This is a genomic window from Neptunicoccus cionae, assembly GCF_002860325.1.
GTDB classification, from domain to species: Bacteria; Pseudomonadota; Alphaproteobacteria; order Rhodobacterales; family Rhodobacteraceae; genus Amylibacter; species Amylibacter lutimaris.
Genome location: NZ_PKOJ01000011.1, coordinates 39,588 through 57,466 on the forward strand (window position 1 = coordinate 39,588; position 17,879 = coordinate 57,466).

Consider the following 17,879-nt stretch of genomic DNA (forward strand, 5'->3'; position numbering starts at 1 on the left):
GATCAGCGAAGCCGCAGCCCCTATGCGGCCTGCGCTTGTGACAAGGCCGTTTCCAGCATCTGCACCGGTTGAAACGCCTCTGGCGGGCACTCGTGGCTGGAATGGCCGAAGGCGATCCGGCTTTTGACGTAATCAACTGTGATGAAAGCCTCGTCCATCCGCGCGATGGCCCTGCTGAATCTGTCACACAGGGCAGCCACCTGCGCCGGTGTGGAACTGGTGTTTTGCACCAGAAATGCGCCATCCCCGTGATAGGTGAACAAGAACCCTTCCTGCTCTACGGTTTTCGCCAGAACCTTGACCATCTGGCTCAGGTAGTATCGGAACCCTTCCGGACTAAGCCGCATATGCAGGCTTGGCAGGTTCTTGATCTTCAGTGCCAGAATATTCAGCCGCTCGGGATGGTTCTGCTTCAACTGGAACAGGAAATTTTCAAACGCATCCTTCGGGATAAGGCTGGTGCTCCCCGCACTGGCGCGCCCTGCCTGCTCGACCGCAGCCACCAGCGCCCGCTCCATTTCCGGCAAGCCGGCACTCGGATCATTGCGCAGGTTGCGCAAGCTCGCCAAACGGGTTTCCGCCGCGTGCAGGCGGGTTTCGACCTCAAAGAACTCGAACGGTTTCGTGATGTAATCAAGCGCCCCTGCCGCGAAGGCCCCCTGAATGTTCTTAACATCCCCCATTGCGGTCAGCTTTAGCACCGGGGCATTTTTATATTCGGGAATTTCTCGCAGTTTCCGCAACAATTCCGTACCAGTCATCTCCGGCATCTGGATATCAAGAATGAAGCAGTCGAACGGAACAGTCGCCGCCTCCAAAAGCGCCAGCGCTTGTGCCCCCGACTCTGCCGTTTCGACGTTCTGATATCCTGCATGAAGGAGAAACGCCGCCAGAATTTCTATGATTTCGGGATCATCGTCCACAACCAGTATTTTCATCAGCCCACCTTGATGTAACCAAGCCGCGCAGCGGAACCCATACTCTCCGAAGCCGGCGAACCAAAAACAATTTACTGAAAGACCCGTTACACTTTCTGGATAGCATCAAGCGAAAAATACACGCAGAGGTTAAAACAATCTGTCAATTTTCGCCCTTATTTGACACAATTTTGCCACAGTTTTTAAACCAGCATTCCCGAATCTGCTCCGCAAAGCGGCAACATTTTACCGCCGCTGCAATTAAAACCCCCGTCAGGCTCGACCAGAGAGACAGTTTCACCTAGATAGAAAGCGCATCCAATCACAAGCCAGAGCCATGACAAAACCACCCCTGAACCTCTATCTTGCCGCACCACGGGGCTTTTGCGCCGGTGTGGACCGCGCCATCAAGATCGTCGAAATGGCGATCGAGAAATGGGGCGCCCCTGTCTACGTGCGTCACGAAATCGTGCACAACAAATACGTGGTGGACGGGCTGCGCGAGAAAGGCGCGGTTTTTGTGGAAGAACTCTCCGAATGCCCAGACGACAGGCCTGTGATTTTTTCGGCTCACGGCGTCCCGAAATCCGTCCCCGCCGCCGCACAGGCCCGCGAGATGGTTTTTGTCGATGCCACCTGCCCGCTGGTCAGCAAGGTCCACATAGAGGCAGAACGCCACCACCAGAACGGCCTGCAAATGGTGATGATCGGCCATGACGGCCATCCCGAGACCATCGGCACCATGGGCCAGCTGCCCGAAGGCGAAGTGTTGCTGGTGGAAACCCCTGCGGATGTGGCGAAACTAGCGCCCCGTGATCCGGAACAACTTGCCTATATCACACAGACCACCCTGTCGGTGGACGATACGATTGAAATCGTAGATGCGCTCAAAGCCCGTTTTCCGGCCATCGTCGGCCCCCATAAGGAAGACATCTGCTACGCCACCACAAACAGACAGGAAGCGGTTAAGGCGGTCGCACCGAAAATCGACGCCCTGCTGGTGATTGGTGCGCCGAACTCGTCCAACTCCAAACGGCTGGTTGAAGTGGGCAAAACCGCCGGATGCAGCTATTCCCAACTGGTGCAACGGGCCGCCGATATAGACTGGCGCGCCCTTGACGGGATCACATCTGTGGGCATCACCGCAGGGGCATCTGCGCCGGAAGTCCTGATCAACGAGGTGATTGACGCCTTCAAGGACCGTTATGACGTAACCAGCGAAGTGGTGGAAACCGCCGTCGAAAACGTCAGCTTCAAAGTGCCCCGCGTGCTGCGCGACACAGCCGCTTGATGGTACCGACACTGCCGCCACGCACCCCGCTGGCACTGGCAACCCTTGGAACCGCCCCCTTTGTCATCGGTGCAATCGGGGCCGCAACCGATACGGTTTTCACCCCTTTTCCCTACAGCAGTGTGCAATCTGTTATTCACTACGGGGTGGTGATCCTGTCTTTCCTGACCGGCATCCTCTGGGGGTTTGCGTCACATTCGCCGAAAGGCGAGTCCTCTTACGCCTACATCACTGGTGCGATCCCTGCGCTTTACGTCTTTTTCGCGGTTGCCGGAACTGATGCCGACAAGCTGGAAGCGCTGATGTTCGGCTTCCCTGCCCTGCTGGTGATCGACACATCCTTCCAGAAATCCGGACTAGCCCCGAAATGGTGGTTGACCCTTCGGATCCCCTCAACGCTGCTGATTATTGCCTGCCTGTTTCTGACACGGATCAGCATCTGACGGTCCGGCACAATAGACAATGCAGATTGAACAGGGCGACCCAACCGTGACACACTGCCCCAAAGACGGAGAGTGCAAATGGACCGCCAGACCATAGACATCTATGACGAGAAAGCCAGCGAATATGCCAGCCGCGTCACACGTGATACACCGTCCACCCATCTACGTGCTTTTATGGATGCACTTCCGGAAGGCGGCAGGGTTCTGGATCTGGGCTGTGGACCGGGCAATGCGGCAGCAAACATGCGGGATGCAGGGTTTGAGGTAACAGCCCTTGATGCCAGCCCCAAAATGGTAGAGCTCGGCGCGGCCCGTTACGGGCTGAACATCACCCTTGGCACCTTTGATGATGTGACACAGGTTGCGGTGTATGACGGTATCTGGGCCAGTTTCTCGCTGTTGCACGCCGCGCGGCAGGATATTCCCCGACACCTGAAGGCCATACATACGGCACTGAAATCCGGCGGTATTTTCGTGATCGGCGTAAAAACCGGAACCGGCACCAGCAGGGATGCAATCGGGCGACAGTATACCTATTTTGAACCGGACGAACTGGACCGGCTTTTGCGCAATGCGGGCTTTCGCCCTGTTGCCTCTGACAGCGGCTCTGATACAGGGTTGTCCGGTGAAACTTCCCCGTGGATTATTGTGACTGCCCATGCCTGAACTCTTCGCTTACACAGACGGTGCCTGCTCCGGAAACCCCGGTCCCGGAGGCTGGGGCGCTATGCTGATCGCCCGCGACGGCGACACCATCCTGAAAACCCGCGAACTGAACGGCGGCGAGCCGGAAACCACCAATAACCGGATGGAACTTCTGGCCGCGATCAACGCGCTCGAAGCACTGGAAAAACCCAGCACCATTACGCTCGTAACCGACAGCAATTACGTGAAAGACGGTATCACCAAGTGGATTTTCGGCTGGAAGAAAAACGGCTGGAAAACCGCCGCTAAAAAGCCGGTGAAGAACGAGGAATTGTGGAAGGCACTGGATGCCGCCACCAAGCGGCACAATATCACATGGAAATGGATTAAGGGACACGCTGGACACGCCGAAAACGAACGGGCAGATGAACTGGCCCGTCAGGGGATGGAACCCTTCAAACCCGCCAAGAAACCAGCCAAATCAAAATGACTCCGCTCGAAGCCCTTGATTTCGCAGCTGTTTTTGTCTTTGCCCTGACGGGAGCATTAACCGCCAGCCGCGCGCAGCTTGATATCATCGGCTTTGCCTTTCTGGCGAGCCTCACAGCGGTGGGTGGCGGAACCATCCGCGACCTGCTTCTTTACCAGAACCCGATCTTCTGGATCGAAGCCCCCCGATACATCATGATCGCCTGCGCGGCGGCAGCGCTGGTCTTTGTTACAGCCCATCTGTTTGAAAGCCGCCTGCGGGTGATCCTCTGGCTCGACGCCCTTGCCCTGTCCGTAGCCGTCGCAGCCGGTGCGGGTGTGGCCCTTGCCACCGGCCAGTCCCCGATTATCGTGGCCTTGATGGGTGCGGTTACCGGCACTATGGGCGGCCTGATGCGCGATGTGGTGGCCAACGAAGTGCCGCTTGCCCTGAAGCAGGGGGAACTCTACGTAACCGCCGCCTTCGCCGGTGCAGTGGCCGCCCTGCTGACGGCAGGTGTGACAGATCATACGCTGGCCCCTCTGGCAGCCTGTACCGCTGTCACCCTAATCCTGCGCGCCGGCTCCATTGCCTTCGGCTGGCGCCTGCCCGTCTACAAAAGCCGACCGCCCAAACAATAAGCCCTGCGCGCACCTTTTCAATGTTCCCGAAATACTCCTGCCGGAGGCAATTCGCCCATTGGGACTGCCCTGCCGCACCCCATTGCAATTCCGCGCCAGCACCGCCATATAATGCCAATCTAAAAATAACGCTGACACGGGTGACAATGCAAAACTACCTCGAGTTTGAAAAGCCTCTGGCCGAGATCGAAGGCAAAGCCGAAGAACTGCGTGCCATGGCACGGCAGAACCCCGAAATGGATGTGGAAAAAGAGGCACAAGCGCTCGACAAGAAAGCGCAGGACCTGTTGGTGGATCTTTACCAGAAACTGACTCCGTGGCGCAAATGTCAGGTGGCCCGTCACCCCGACCGGCCCCAGTGCAGCGACTATATCAACGCAATTTTCACCGAATATACACCGCTCGCCGGTGATCGTAACTTCGCTGACGATTATGCCGTGATGGGGGGGCTTGCCCGCCTCAACGACAAACCTGTGATGGTGATCGGCCATGAAAAGGGCAAGGACACCAAATCCCGCATCCACCACAACTTCGGCATGGCCCGCCCCGAAGGCTATCGCAAGGCGATCCGCCTGATGGACATGGCAGACCGTTTCGGCCTGCCGGTGATTACACTGGTGGATACGCAGGGCGCCTACCCCGGCAAAGGGGCGGAAGAACGCGGCCAGTCCGAAGCCATTGCCCGATCCACCGAAAAATGTCTCTCTCTCGGGGTCCCGCTGATTTCGATCATTATCGGTGAAGGCGGTTCCGGCGGTGCGGTGGCCTTTGCCACGGCGGACAAGCTCGCCATGTTGGAACACTCGGTTTATTCCGTTATCTCCCCCGAAGGCTGCGCCTCCATCCTGTGGAAAGACGCAGGCAAGATGCGTGAAGCGGCAGAAGCACTGCGCCTGACCGCGCAGGATCTGAAGAAACTTGGCGTAGCCGATGTTGTGATCCCCGAGCCCATCGGTGGTGCCCAGCGCAATACCGAAGACACAATCCAGAATGTGAAAGCAGCTTTGGACGAAATGCTCGGCCAGTTGGAAAAGAAAAAACCGGATACGTTGCGCAAGGGGCGCCGCAAGAAGTATCTCGATATGGGGTCTAAATCGCTGGTGTAACCGCCGCGTTTTCATCCCGCAACGGCGGGGGATTATCCCCGCCGGATTACACCTGTTACGGCCGCCGCGCCCAGCGCAGTGATCACCCAACCGGTGATTTTGGCAACCCAGCGTATCCACCAACCGTGCCAGCCCCAAGGGCTGCGCGAGGTAGACGGCCCCCAAGCATCCTCCTGCCCGAGATTGACGATCGGCACCAGCAGGTCAGCGGCATAGGCATAGGGCTGGAAAGTCTCATAGTCCTGCCCCGCCTGCCCGCGCATCGCCCAGAACGCACCCGGATTATCGGGGTGTTCTTGTGTGGCAGATACCCAGCCCGCCGAAATCAGGATCGGCGCGGCGGCCGGGGTCATATCCCCTGCCTCCCATGTTTTCTGGAAATAGAACCCCAGCCCGACGATCAGCAACACCGCCCAAAGCACCACCCGCGAGGGGCGATAGCCATAGGCCAGCAAAAACCACCCCAGCCCGTCCCGCACCGTCATCATCAACTGCATCCCGCCGGTCGCCGCGGCGCGGTTCGCTGCTCTTTGCAGACGCTCCTTTTCGATCAGCACTTTTTCAGCGTCTTCACGGTGGCCGATCCGCTCCAGCACCCGCGCCAGATGCTCATAGGGCTGGGCGCGGAAATCTATACCGTCAGGGCGTCGGGCCAGCCATTCCAAACGGGTTTTTACTGAAATATCCGTATGCTGGGCGAAATCCTGATACTCGAACCCGTCCAGCCGGACCGCACCACCGCCCACGCCCCCCGGTTCGTCGTTGAGCCTTCGGGCTTGTGCGCCGGAAAAGTTGATGATCCCGCCGGAAATCTGGTTCTGCTTGAAATAGAGTACACCGCGAATTTCACAACGGGTCAGGGACAGCGCAATGGCATTGCTGCCCTCTGCCCCGTCGGCCACCGATTTTCCGCCCTGCCCCGCCGCAGAAATCGCCACATTGCGGCAGTGGAAACCCTCTTCGATGTCCCCGTTGGACAGGATCACCGCGCCTTCGCAGTGCAACTCGGTTTCATCCGTATTGAACGGGTAATCCCCGAGATAGACAGACCCGCCCACGCGCATGGAATTGGCAAAAATCGCTGAACGGCCGCCACCGTCAATCTGTGCTCCGCAGATTTGCAGGTCTCCGCTGATGCGCGCGCCCGGAAAGGCAATTTCTCCGGTACAGATAAAATCGTTACGCAGATAGACCGAGCCGTCGAACACCGCGTTATCCGCTGCGATCCCTGGGCACTGGCAGCCTGACAGAAAGACGCCACGCATCCGTGCATTCACAAACACCAGAGTTTTATCCATCACGCATCGGGAAAGGCTAAGATCATTGGCGCAGTCCACACCCTGAAAATCCAGCGTTCCGGTGATCCGCGCCCCGCGAATGCGGATACCTTTCGCGTGGGGCACCGCAGTGGGATCAAGCTCCAGCAGGATGAGCCGGATCAACCCTGCACGGATTTCAACCTCCCCTGCTTCGGGTTTCGGGCGTTCTCCGTCCCCTATTATCACCCGTGCGCCGGTCTCGGCCTGTTCGACCAATCGTCGTTCTGCGGGAAGGAGGGGTTCAAATTCGCGTAAACTCTGCATATGAAACAGCTAACACGCGCATTACTCTTAAGGAAACCCTGCCCATGTCCGATCCTGTTCTTTATGCCATTGGTGACATTCACGGCGATCTGGACCAGATGTTGATGATCCACGACCGGATTGCCAAAGACATCGCCGCCAACGCTGTCGGCCCCCATCAAGTCATCCATATTGGCGATCTGGTAGACCGGCGCTTTAACAGCTGTCAGGTCATCGATCATCTGATGCAAGGCCAGCAAGAGGGCAAACCGTGGATCGTGCTCAAAGGCAATCACGACCGGATGATGACGCTGTTTCTGGATCACATGGAACAGGATCCGATCCTGCGCAAGGATCTGACGTGGCTTCATCCCCGTCTTGGCGGGCTGACGACACTTGAAAGTTATGGCGTCAGCGGGTTTGATCACACACAGGAAAAGGAAATTCTGGCCGAGGCCCGCGCCAAAGTGCCAGAGGCCCATCGCGATTACCTGCGCGATCTGCCAGCCTTTCACGATACCCCACGCGCCTTTTTCGCCCATGCTGGGATCGAGCCGAACGCACCGCTGTCCGATCAGATCGAGGACCACCTGATCTGGATTCGCGCCCCTTTCCACGAACACACCCGCCCTTACGAAAAACTGGTGGTCCACGGCCATACACCTGTGGATGTTGTAACCCACTACGGCAACCGCCTGAACATTGACACAGGCGCCGCCTACGGGCGCAAGCTGTCGGCGGTTGTGCTGGATGACAGCGGTGTCTGGGAACTGACCGAGGACGGGCGGACCGAGGTCCATCGGGAGGGTTGACTGACATACGGTCAGACCCTCCCGCAACCGGAGACAGAAAACGCCCGCCAGACAGCAGGTCTGGCGGGCGTTTTTCGTGAATAGCGTGTTGTCCTGTTAGCCGGCCTGTTTGGCCAGTTCGAACGCACGGCTCAGCACGTCACGATCCCCGACCACATTGGACAGCAGCAGAACCAGACGGGCGTTCAGCGCATGGCTTTCCGCCTCGCTCAGCCCTTCGTGGGCCGCCAGAAGTTCGGCGTAAAAGCCATCGGCATCTTCGATATTCGGCGTAAAGAGTTTATCCACGGGTTTACCCTCCCATCGCGGTTTTCAAGGCAGCAGATACATCGGCGGTAGTCGGGTTGACCCAGCGGGCTGCTATCACCTGATCCGGCCGGATCAGATAGACCGCCTGTTCAGCCCCGCCAAGATAACGTTCGGCGATCAGATCATCCGGCGCCACGATCACGTCCACCAGATCAAGGTCGAGCCCTTCGGGTTTGAATTCCGAATTCACGGTAAACAACTGGAACCGCCCGCCAATACGGTCGATCAGCCAACCCTGATCTGTAGGCGCATCGACCAGCGTTGCCCCGACACGGGTGCGTTGCGGCAGGCTTGCGTCATCCGCCCCGTTCAGGGACGATCCGTCATAAACACATGGTACGGACAACCGGCCCGAGTTCACCAGCGGGCGCATGGCATCGGTGTGTTCCACCAGATCCAGAACGCTTTCACGGAACAGTTTCGCAATCTCCGTTTTCGGCGTCATGAAGTCGGTCGTGCGGCTGGAGTTCAGAATATTTTCGTCCGCACCGTGCTTGCGCTCTTCCTGATAGGTGTCGAGCAGGCGTTCGCCCGCCTCGCCCTTGATCACTGCGGCCAGTTTCCAGCCCAGATTGTCCACGTCCTGAATGCCGCCGTTACAGCCCCGTGCGCCGAAAGGGGACACCTGATGGGCGCTGTCTCCGGCAAAGAAGACGCGGCCGTGGCGGTATTCATCCATGCTCATGCACTGGAAGGTGTAAACGCTGACCCATTCCGGTTCAAACTCTACGCCTTCGCCCAGCATCGCCTGAACCTTTGGCATGTAGTATTCCGGCTGCACCACCGCCTTGCGATCGATATCCCAGCCAAGCTGGAAATCGATGCGCCAGATGTCATCGGGCTGTTTGTGCAGCAGCACAGACTGGCCGCGGTTAAAGGGCGGATCAAACCAGAACCAGCGTTCGGTCGGGAAATCCGCGGTCATCTTCACATCGCAAATCAGGAAGTTGTCTTCAAATACGCGCCCTGTGAAATCATGCCCCAGCATGGTGCGCACCGGAGAGCGCGCGCCGTCACAAGCCACCATGTAATCCGCTTCCATGCGGTAAGGGCCTTCGGGGGTGTCCACTTCCAGCACTACATGATCGTCATGGGAATCGACCGAGAGCACGCGGTTCTTGCCACGAATTTCAATCGGCGCCCCTTCGGCCTGTGCCGCACGGATGCGTTCGACCAGAAACTTTTCGAAGTAGGGTTGTTGCAGGTTGATGAAAGCGGGGCGCTTGTGGCCCTCTTCCGGCAGCAGATTGAAATCGTAAATCTGCCGCTCGTCACGGAAGACACGGCCCACGTTCCACACCACGCCCAAATCCACCATAGGATCGGCGGCGCCCATACGGTCACAAATTTCCAGCGTGCGTTTGGCAAAACAGATCGCGCGGCTGCCGACACCGACACCGTCGTGGTCATCCAGAACCACGCAGGGCACGTTTTTCAGCCCCAATTCCAGCGCCATCCCCATCCCGACAGGGCCGCCGCCTACAATCACCACAGGGTGGCGCGCGGGGCTTTGTGCATCCTGATCCGCAGACCGTTCATAGGGGTACAGCGTGAACGCTGTTTCATATCTTACATCAACCATGGGTCACTCCCAATAGGGCGCGGCACTCTGCACGCGACCAAACTCCAGATAAAAATCGTCCAATTGCGGCGGAGCAATGCCCGCCGCGCTAAGCATGCAATGCACCTGTCCGCGGTGGTGCAGCTGATGTTGCACCAGATGCAGGAACAACCAGTCCACCCGCTCCTCCTGCGGGGCGTCAGGCCGGTCTGTCATCCGCGTTGAGTGCAGATCGTCAGGTTCTAGCTCTTGCGCAAATGCGATGAACCGCGCGTCCGCCCGCGCCTGTGCCTGTTGCAGTGGTGGCAGGGTGGCGAAATCCTCGCGTTCATAAACAGCACGCCCTTTGCCCCCCTGTTCCAAAGCATCAAGGTAATACAGATCCACTTCGTAAATATGGTTGAGCGTGCGCCCGACAGAGCCGAAAAACCCCGGACGCGCCGCCCAAAGCGCAGATTCCGTCAGAGCAGAGCAGGCATCGTAAAGCACCCCGTTCGCCCATGCGTTGTTCTGCGCCATTTTCACGAAATGCTGTATCACCCGCGCGGCACCAGTACAAAAGGTTGGGCCAGAACCACCAGCATCAACAGGATTGTCACCCAGATCAGCTGGCGCCGTTCAGTCGCGACCGACGGGTCACTGAAGAACCCGCCAAAAGCGCGAAAGATATGGCCCATCCAGACAGAAAAGCCACCACCCGTGCGATCATGCTCCCGCACGGACTGGCGTGTCAGCCGCCCGAGCATCCGGAACATCAGGAAAACCCAAACGGCAAAAACGATGCCCATCAAGGTCAGTATTGCAATGTTGAGTGGTGGCATATCGTCCTCCTGTGATTAGCCTTGCAGCGCCTCCCACATCTCCAGATCGCGTTGTGCGGTCCAGATGCGCGGATGCGCGATGCCACGGGCCTCGTCATAGGCACGGGCAACGTTGAAGGGCAGGCAATGCTCGTAAATGGCATAGTCCTTGAATTTCGGATCGCACACCTCGCGGCAGGCATCCCAAGCGTCTTTGAGCGAGCCGTTCCGCGCGGCAACCTGTGCAACCGGCTTGTAGGTGCTGTTGACGAAATCGCGGGTCAGCTCGATGGCTTCATCCACGGCTTCACGGCCAACCAGTGCATCCCCGCGACCCGGCGCGATGGACTGCGGATCATAGGCTTTGACGTTATCCAGTGTCTGGCCCCAGTCATTGAAATATCCGTCGCCGCAATAACAGGCGGAGTGTTTTTCAACGATGTCACCGGTGAACATGACCTGCTCGTCCGGCACCCAGATGACGCTGTCGCCTGCAGTGTGCGCACGGCCGATCTGTTTGATCTCTACCTTGCGGTTGCCAAGATAAACGGTCATGGAATCGCTGAAAGTTGTGGTCGGATAGGTCAGACCGGGAATGCTTTCGTGGCCTTCAAACAAGCGCGGGAAACGCTGGAATTCGGAATCCCAGTCTTCCTGACCCCGCTCCATAACCATTCCACGGGCCACGTCAGACATAATGATCTGGTCCGCGTTGAATGCGGAAGCACCCAATACGCGCACCGCGTGATAATGGGTCAGAACAACATGGGTGATCGGCTTGTCGGTAATCTCACGCACCTTGTCGATGACCATATTGGCTAGACGAGGTGTGGCCTGTGCCTCTACGATCATGACGGAGTCATCGCCAATAATCACACCGGAGTTCGGATCGCCTTCTGCGGTGAACGCCCACAGATCCTTGCCTACCTCGGTAAAGCTGATCTTCTTTTCTGCCGTATCGCCTTGCGATGCGAATGCTTTAGCCATGTCTGTCTTCCTTGGTTGTAACGTCATTAGAATATCGGGTCCAACCGGCACAGCCGGCGGTGGAAACGGGCTTTACCCCCGTGGCCTGAACCCAGTTCTGTCCCGCATCCCCTGAACCCCGTCCGGAGCATGCGGTATTCTTCAAACGCCTAGAATTTAACCCCTTCACGAAGACCGTGTTTTGTCTTCTTGTCGTAGGCCACATCAAGGGCGTTATGTTTCTTCAGGATCGCATCACCGTTTACACAGTTTGCGGCCTCTATCTGTTGTGCGGCCGAAATCCCGTTCTTCCCGTGGTTCTTCTCATGGGCGAGAAGATTGGCGTACATCCGGTCGAACTTCGCCTTTACATCCGCCGGCACCTTCTTGGGTGAAGCCAGTTTCGGCATGGTGTATTTCACGTCGACCGAAACCTTACAGGAGCCGCTCCATTTCACGTACCATTCGGTGTAACCCCAATACCCTCTGGGGCCGTTTTTCTTCATGCTGGCCTTCAGTTCCTCAACGGTATTTCCCGAAATGGAATAGTGCCTGATCCCTTCTTTGACCTTCGGACCGGCCAGTGCAGCCTGCCCGATAGCTGTAATCAAAAAGGCCCCTACGATGATCTTGCGCATTAAACTCTCTCCCTTTGTTTATGCTGGTGTCAGGGCTTAAGCCCCAACGCCAGCATATCCTAAACGGATCATGCCCGTTGTCAGAAGGCATATTTTACAGCGCATCGGAACGGGGCCACTCTCTGGCGTCAGGGGAACTTGACCGCTGGCAGAACGGTGCCAGCGCATTCGCCGAAGCCGATCGTGAACCCGTCACCCTTGGCCGCACCGCGCAGGGTGACTGTGTCACCGTCTTCAAGGAATGTACGAGTCTCGCCACTGTCGAGCGTGATCGGATCAGCGCCCGCCCACGTAATTTCCAGCAACGCACCGCGCTGGTGTTTTTCCACACCTGAAATCGTACCGGACCCCAGCAAGTCGCCTGCACCCATCTCACAGCCGCCGCTGGCATGATGGGCCAGTTGCTGCGCCGAGGAGTAATACATCTCGTTGTAATTGGTGCGCGAGATTACAGTCTCTTCCTTGTTCTCAGGGGCAAGGGCCACTTCCAGATCGATGTTGTACAGCATCGGGCCGGGCTCTTGCAGGTAAGGCAGCAGCTCGAATTCGCGCTCCGGTGTGTTGCAGCGGAACGGCTCCAGCGCCTCTTTGGTCACAACCCAAGGGCTGATCGTGGTGGCGAAAACCTTGGCCTGAAACGGGCCGAGCGGCTGGTATTCCCACGCCTGAATGTCCCGTGCGGACCAGTCGTTAAGCAGCACATAGCCAAAGATCATCTCGTCGGCTTCGGCCACGCTGACAGGCTGGCCCATCTTGTTGCCAGAACCAACAACCGCGCCCATTTCCAATTCGATATCAAGACGTTTACAAGGGCCAAAAGAAGGAACCGTGTCATTCGGGCCTTTCAACTGGCCGTTCGGACGGTGGAAGTCGGTGCCTGACACAACCACAGTGCTGGCACGACCGTTATAGCCGATCGGGATGTGCAGCCAGTTCGGCGGCAGTGCATTTTCCTTGCCACGGAACATCTCGCCCACGTTCTGGGCGTGATTGCGGCCTGCATAAAAGTCTGTGTATTCGCCAACGACGAAGGGCATGCCCATTTCTACATCGCTTTGGGCGATCATGGCCGCGTTGCGCAGGTCTTCGTTGCCCGACAGCGCATCGTCACCGCCTTCGGCCAGAAGCTCCGTCAGGCGCGCCCGCACGGATTTCCAAGCGTCAGAACCAAGATCCATGAATTCATTCAGGAACGGCACGTCAAACACAGGGTCTTCACCACCTGCATTGATCACGCCTTCGTCTTCCAGAACGCCCAGATCAACGATCATGTCGCCAATGGCCACACAGGGGCTGCCGACACCGTCTTCATCCAGATAAACGCCATAAGGCAGGTTGTTCAGGGGAAACTGGCTCTCGGCAGAGTTCGCAGACTCTACCCAACTTTTCTTCAAACCCAAGGTTCTATTCCTTCCATTTTGCAGCCCGAAAGGGCCGCGTGTTCAGTCTTGCGAGGCGGCATCCTTACCGGAGCCGCCCTTCGCATCGTTTCTTGATCGCTGCTGCATCCATCCGATACACCAGACAACCCCCGCAACAAGGCACAACAGACCGGCGGCACCGATCAGACCCTGTAGATGCAGGCTCAATCCTTCAGGCCGGGCGTGCCGTCAAACTTCTTCTCCAGCCCGTCCCAGCAGTCCACGTAATCATCCTGCAACGGCGCTTCGTCAGCGGCAAAGCGGGTCAGTTGCTGCGGGAAGCGGGTTTCAAACATGAACGACATGGTGTTCGTCAGCTTGACCGGATCCCAGCTCTCCTTGGTGGCATGCTCGAACGCGTTGTTGTCCGGCCCGTGGGGCAGCATGCAGTTATGTAGACTGATCCCGCCCGGGATAAACCCTTTGGGTTTCGCATCATAGACACCGTAAACATTGCCCATCAGTTCGGACATGATGTTCTTGTGATACCACGGCGGGCGGAAGGTGTTCTCATTCGCCAGCCAGCGTTCGGGGAAGATCACGAAGTCGATATTCGCGGTGCCTTCTTCAGCGGTGGGCGCGGTTAGCACGGTAAAGATAGACGGATCGGGGTGATCAAAGCTGATCGAACCGATGGTCGCATAGGTGCGCAGATCGTATTTGTAAGGCGCATAGTTGCCGTGCCATGCCACCACATCCAGCGGCGAGTGGTCGATTTCGCAAGTGTGGAACTGGCCGCACCATTTTACGGTCACGCGGCAAGGGGTTTCCTTTTCCTCGAACGCAGCAACCGGTGTTTTGAAGTCCCGCGGGTTGGCAAGGCAGTTCGCCCCGATCGGACCGCGGTTCGGCAGGGTGAATTTCGCGCCGTAGTTTTCACAAACAAAGCCGCGCGCCTGACCGTCCGGCAGCGTCACCTTGAACAGCATACCCCGTGGCAGCACACAGATTTCCAGAGGTTCCAGATCAATGATGCCAAACTCGGTAAAAATCTTCAGACGTCCGTCCTGCGGTACCACCAGAAGCTCGGAATCAGCGGAATAGAAATAATCATCCTCCATATCCGTATTGGCCAGATAAACATGGCTCGCCATGCCGACCTGCGTACCCACATCCCCTGCGGTGGTCATCGTTCGCATACCGGTGACGAAGGTCAGTTTCTCATCGTTGAACGGCACCGGATCCCAACGGTACTGACCCAAGGAGATAACATCCTCAATCACATGAGGTGCGGTCTTCCAGTAAGGCATATCTACCTTGTTGAACCGGCTGACGTGCTTCACGCTCGGGCGGATACGATACATCCAGGACCGTTCCAGCGTCGCATGGGGCGCTGTGAAGGGAGAGCCGCTGAGCTGTTCTGCATAAAGACCGTATTCAACCCGCTGCGGGCTGTTTCGCCCGACGGGCAGCGCACCGGGCAGGGCCTCGGTTTCAAAATCATTGCCAAAGCCGGGCATATAGCCTTCGGTCACACCGATATTCGATGCGGCCTGAACGAAACCCTTCGGCTGTGTCTGCTTGTTCATATCAACTCTCCCATGGGCGGATTCGATTGGTCACATTATATCGTTGCAAATGCAACGATGTCAATTCCCGAGTTGCCCCTTCCGCCCTTCGGCCCCTGAAACTTCCAGAACGAGCCAGTCCCACGTGACCCCCGCCGCGATATTCTGCGGTTGGACTGACGCCACCTTTTTATGACACGTCACAGAAAGCCCGATATCACGGGCCTGCCCCAGCAGCCGCCCCGCCTCTCCGCCATAGCTTGGCCGTCCCGCCGGCGCCGGACCGTTACGTACCGAGATCACCAGTCTTGCCACAGGGGCTGCAAGGGAACACAACGTGCGAAGGGCAGTTTCCCGCTCTGCCAGCTTCAGGTGGTGCCAGACTCCGTTCAGGATCAATACGTCATAGAGACCACCGGCCTGCCGCAGTTCTGTGAGGTCGGGCAGTTGATCCGCACTCCACGTCAGATCAAGGCCACGGTGCAACGACTGCCCAGCGCTGCGGAACGCCGCCACAGGCTCAACCGCCGTCACGATATGCCCCGCCCGCGCGAGCCATGCAGCATCCCGACCGGTCCCTGCCGCCACATCAAGCACGCGGCAGGGTCGGACGGGGAGAAAATCCAGTACCGGCGCAAAGACCTGCAAGGGATCAAGCGCTTCGAACCGGTCAATCAGATCTTCCGCATCGCGCGCATAACCTGCCAGAACCTCTGTCTCCCTATTATCGGTCAAACCGATCCCCCTCTTGATCCCGTTGCGCCCACATCGCATACTCATATCACTTGCAACGATATCAGGCGACCGGATTTGTCCCAATTCTCTCTCGACGATTTTCTGCCCTATCAACTTGCCGTAGTCTCTGCGCGGGTCAGTCGCGAGTTCTCGCAGATTTATGCGGAACATTTCGACATGTCTGTTCCGGAATGGCGGGTGCTGGTGCATCTACATAATGCGGGCCCCGTTTCGATACGCGAAATTCAGGCGCGCGTTGATATGGATAAATCCAAAGTCTCCCGCGCGGCTTCACGGTTGGAGAAAGCGGGATTCCTGACCAAGGAAACCAACGCCGACGACCGCCGCCTTCTGAAACTCGGCCTGACCGAACAAGGCTATGCGCGAATGGAACAAATCATCCCGCTCGCCAACAAATTCGAGCAGGAACTGCTGGAACGGATGGGCGCAGATACAGACGGTTTCCGCGAAACCCTTCTCAAACTTCTGAAAGACAACACATGACCACGACCCTTTACGATTACTGGCGGTCCTCTGCTGCATACCGCCTGCGCATTGCCTTTGGTATCGCAGGTATCGGCTATGAAGCCGTGCCGGTGGACCTGCTGACCGGTGCGCACCAAAGTGCCGAAAATCTGGCCCGCAATCCGCAAGGGCTGGTGCCAACTGTTGAAATCGACGGCCATACGCTGACCCAGTCTCTGGCCATCATCGAATATCTTGGTGATGCGGGGCATTACAACTTCCTGCCCGAAGGCGCATTGGAGAAGGCCCGCGTCCGCGCGTTGTCCTACGCAATCGCCATGGAAATTCATCCTGTGTGCAACCTCTCGGTTGCCAAATTCGCTGCTACGAACTCCGGCGGCGAAATCACGATGGAAAGCTGGATGCGCCAGTTCATTCCAAAAGGGCTGAAAGGGTTCGAGGACATGCTGCAAGGGGACGGCACATATTGCTTTGGCGACAATGTGACACTCGCTGATCTTTGCCTCGTGCCGCAAATCTACAACGCAAACCGCTGGGGTGTGGACCTGTCGCCCTTCCCCAAAACCCGCGCCGCCTTTGCCGCGCTAGAGAAACTGGATGCAGTGCAAGCGGCCCACCCGGACAACTGGCAGCCGGAATAAATCAAAGCGCGAAATTTGGATACTTGAACCAAAAAGAGCCGGTTGGCCCTGCGCTTCAGGCTCTTTTTGGGGAAAATATCCAAAAAAACTCCGCCTGCGCCACGGATGGCAATCAGACGTGTTGTCCGCCGTTCACTTCGATCTCTGTCCCCGAAACATAGGCGCTTGGCGCGGTGCAGAGGAAGTAGATCACATCTGCGACTTCCGAAGGCTGCCCGAGGCGGCGCATGGGCAGTTTTTCAACGATTTTTTCCGTGCCCGGTGACAGGATGCTGGTTTCCACCTCACCCGGAGCAATCGCATTGACCCGCACGCCGAGCGGTCCGAAATCATGGGCCATTTCCCGCGTCAGCGCCGCCAGCGCTGCCTTGGAGGTGGCATAGGCGGCCCCCGCAAAGGGATGCACCCGCGCCCCTGCGATAGAGGTCACATTCACCACCGAACCTTTCGCTGCGGCCAGTTCCTTTTGCAACCCGCGCGCCAGCACCACCGGCGCGAAGAAATTCACGTGAAACACATGCCCCCAGGTGCGAAGGTCGGTGTCGATGGTGCTCAACCGCTCCCCTTCCGGTCCTTTCGGCGAAATTCCCGCGTTATTCACCAGCGCATCGAGTTTCCCCGATGGCAGACGCTTGCGCACGCGCTCTACCGCTTCGATAGTGCTTTCGGGATTGGCGAGGTCAACCTGAATGTGGTTTTCCTCTCCCCCCGGCCAAGGGCAGTGTTCGGAAAACGGATGGCGCGAACAGGTCAGCACACGCCAGCCTTCGGCGCTGAATTTCTTGACCGTTGCATGGCCTATTCCGCGACTTGCACCGGTCAACAGCAGGTTTTTGCGTTCCATTTCCACATCCTTGTGACTTTGTCGGGACGGTATCCCCTTGGCGCGTGGGGCGCAAAGGGTTAAATCAAATCAGACACTACATAG

At 57.7% G+C, this 17,879-nt stretch carries 22 protein-coding genes; 9 read left to right on the forward strand and 13 right to left on the reverse strand.

What is annotated here, in order from left to right; translation table 11 throughout:
* Window positions 1-20 precede the first annotated feature (20 nt).
* On the reverse strand, window positions 21-938 hold the full coding sequence (locus tag C0U40_RS19230; RefSeq protein WP_101657416.1) for a response regulator transcription factor: 918 nt from the start codon (window positions 936-938) through the stop codon (window positions 21-23).
* Between the two features lie 316 nt (window positions 939-1,254).
* On the opposite strand from C0U40_RS19230, the gene ispH reads away from it, so the two are divergent.
* The 6 genes from ispH (at window position 1,255) to C0U40_RS19260 (ending at window position 5,512) form a co-directional block, all read left to right on the forward strand.
* On the forward strand, window positions 1,255-2,208 hold the full coding sequence (gene ispH / locus C0U40_RS19235; RefSeq protein ID WP_101657417.1) for a 4-hydroxy-3-methylbut-2-enyl diphosphate reductase: 954 nt from the start codon (window positions 1,255-1,257) through the stop codon (window positions 2,206-2,208).
* Window positions 2,208-2,651 carry a DUF3429 domain-containing protein gene (locus tag C0U40_RS19240; RefSeq protein ID WP_101657418.1) on the forward strand — a complete coding sequence of 148 codons (444 nt, stop codon included), beginning with the start codon at window positions 2,208-2,210 and terminating at the stop codon, window positions 2,649-2,651. Before ispH ends, C0U40_RS19240 begins: the two co-directional genes overlap by 1 nt.
* A gap of 78 nt (window positions 2,652-2,729) precedes the next feature.
* Window positions 2,730-3,317, forward strand: coding sequence for a class I SAM-dependent DNA methyltransferase (locus tag C0U40_RS19245; protein ID WP_101657419.1), 588 nt, complete (start codon window positions 2,730-2,732; stop codon window positions 3,315-3,317).
* Entirely contained in the window at window positions 3,310-3,786 is a 477-nt protein-coding gene (gene rnhA, locus C0U40_RS19250) for a ribonuclease HI (RefSeq protein ID WP_101657420.1), read from the forward strand. The genes C0U40_RS19245 and rnhA overlap by 8 nt, the downstream gene beginning before the upstream one ends.
* Entirely contained in the window at window positions 3,783-4,406 is a 624-nt protein-coding gene (locus C0U40_RS19255; RefSeq protein ID WP_101657421.1) for a trimeric intracellular cation channel family protein, read from the forward strand. Before rnhA ends, C0U40_RS19255 begins: the two co-directional genes overlap by 4 nt.
* Before the next feature lie 146 nt (window positions 4,407-4,552).
* On the forward strand, window positions 4,553-5,512 hold the full coding sequence (locus C0U40_RS19260; RefSeq protein ID WP_101657422.1) for an acetyl-CoA carboxylase carboxyltransferase subunit alpha: 960 nt from the start codon (window positions 4,553-4,555) through the stop codon (window positions 5,510-5,512).
* 32 nt (window positions 5,513-5,544) lie between these two features.
* On the opposite strand, the gene C0U40_RS19265 is transcribed toward C0U40_RS19260, so the two are convergent.
* Window positions 5,545-7,095, reverse strand: coding sequence for a hypothetical protein (locus C0U40_RS19265; protein ID WP_145991959.1), 1,551 nt, complete (start codon window positions 7,093-7,095; stop codon window positions 5,545-5,547).
* Between the two features lie 44 nt (window positions 7,096-7,139).
* Here C0U40_RS19265 and C0U40_RS19270 point away from each other — a divergent pair, with 44 nt between their 5' ends.
* Window positions 7,140-7,886: a metallophosphoesterase gene (locus C0U40_RS19270; protein ID WP_101657424.1), complete on the forward strand. Its 747-nt coding sequence runs from the start codon at window positions 7,140-7,142 to the stop codon at window positions 7,884-7,886.
* Window positions 7,887-7,982: 96 nt separating this feature from the next.
* Here the strand turns inward: C0U40_RS19270 and C0U40_RS19275 are convergent, their stop codons facing one another.
* The 10 genes from C0U40_RS19275 to C0U40_RS20270 form a co-directional block, all read right to left on the reverse strand.
* On the reverse strand, window positions 7,983-8,174 hold the full coding sequence (locus C0U40_RS19275; RefSeq protein ID WP_101657425.1) for a DUF2783 domain-containing protein: 192 nt from the start codon (window positions 8,172-8,174) through the stop codon (window positions 7,983-7,985).
* A gap of 4 nt (window positions 8,175-8,178) precedes the next feature.
* The gene (locus C0U40_RS19280) at window positions 8,179-9,777 is read right to left on the reverse strand and encodes an FAD-dependent oxidoreductase (RefSeq protein WP_101657426.1); all 1,599 of its coding nucleotides are present in this window, start codon (window positions 9,775-9,777) and stop codon (window positions 8,179-8,181) included.
* A gap of 3 nt (window positions 9,778-9,780) precedes the next feature.
* Entirely contained in the window at window positions 9,781-10,296 is a 516-nt protein-coding gene (locus C0U40_RS19285) for a DinB family protein (RefSeq protein ID WP_286135130.1), read from the reverse strand.
* Window positions 10,293-10,577: a hypothetical protein gene (locus tag C0U40_RS19290; RefSeq protein WP_101657428.1), complete on the reverse strand. Its 285-nt coding sequence runs from the start codon at window positions 10,575-10,577 to the stop codon at window positions 10,293-10,295. The genes C0U40_RS19285 and C0U40_RS19290 overlap by 4 nt, the downstream gene beginning before the upstream one ends.
* 15 nt (window positions 10,578-10,592) lie before the next feature.
* A complete protein-coding gene (locus C0U40_RS19295; RefSeq protein WP_101657429.1) occupies window positions 10,593-11,543 on the reverse strand; it encodes an MBL fold metallo-hydrolase in 951 nt (316 codons plus the stop codon).
* 149 nt (window positions 11,544-11,692) lie between these two features.
* Window positions 11,693-12,160, reverse strand: coding sequence for a DUF922 domain-containing protein (locus C0U40_RS19300; RefSeq protein WP_101657430.1), 468 nt, complete (start codon window positions 12,158-12,160; stop codon window positions 11,693-11,695).
* A gap of 128 nt (window positions 12,161-12,288) precedes the next feature.
* A complete protein-coding gene (gene fahA, locus C0U40_RS19305) occupies window positions 12,289-13,560 on the reverse strand; it encodes a fumarylacetoacetase (protein ID WP_101657431.1) in 1,272 nt (423 codons plus the stop codon).
* 42 nt (window positions 13,561-13,602) lie between these two features.
* Window positions 13,603-13,749: a hypothetical protein gene (locus C0U40_RS20265; protein WP_180957757.1), complete on the reverse strand. Its 147-nt coding sequence runs from the start codon at window positions 13,747-13,749 to the stop codon at window positions 13,603-13,605.
* Complete coding sequence (gene hmgA / locus C0U40_RS19310) at window positions 13,746-15,110, reverse strand: homogentisate 1,2-dioxygenase (RefSeq protein WP_101657432.1); 1,365 nt, start codon at window positions 15,108-15,110, stop codon at window positions 13,746-13,748. The genes C0U40_RS20265 and hmgA overlap by 4 nt, the downstream gene beginning before the upstream one ends.
* Window positions 15,111-15,170: 60 nt before the next feature.
* Entirely contained in the window at window positions 15,171-15,824 is a 654-nt protein-coding gene (locus tag C0U40_RS20270; RefSeq protein ID WP_286135131.1) for a class I SAM-dependent methyltransferase, read from the reverse strand.
* Between the two features lie 75 nt (window positions 15,825-15,899).
* Here C0U40_RS20270 and C0U40_RS20380 point away from each other — a divergent pair, with 75 nt between their 5' ends.
* Together C0U40_RS20380 and maiA are read left to right on the forward strand one after the other, a co-directional pair.
* Window positions 15,900-16,328 carry a MarR family winged helix-turn-helix transcriptional regulator gene (locus C0U40_RS20380; protein ID WP_286135132.1) on the forward strand — a complete coding sequence of 143 codons (429 nt, stop codon included), beginning with the start codon at window positions 15,900-15,902 and terminating at the stop codon, window positions 16,326-16,328.
* Window positions 16,325-16,951, forward strand: coding sequence for a maleylacetoacetate isomerase (gene maiA, locus C0U40_RS19325; RefSeq protein ID WP_101657433.1), 627 nt, complete (start codon window positions 16,325-16,327; stop codon window positions 16,949-16,951). Before C0U40_RS20380 ends, maiA begins: the two co-directional genes overlap by 4 nt.
* A 112-nt stretch (window positions 16,952-17,063) precedes the next feature.
* On the opposite strand, the gene C0U40_RS19330 is transcribed toward maiA, so the two are convergent.
* Window positions 17,064-17,795: an SDR family NAD(P)-dependent oxidoreductase gene (locus C0U40_RS19330; RefSeq protein ID WP_101657434.1), complete on the reverse strand. Its 732-nt coding sequence runs from the start codon at window positions 17,793-17,795 to the stop codon at window positions 17,064-17,066.
* Window positions 17,796-17,879: the final 84 nt, after the last annotated feature.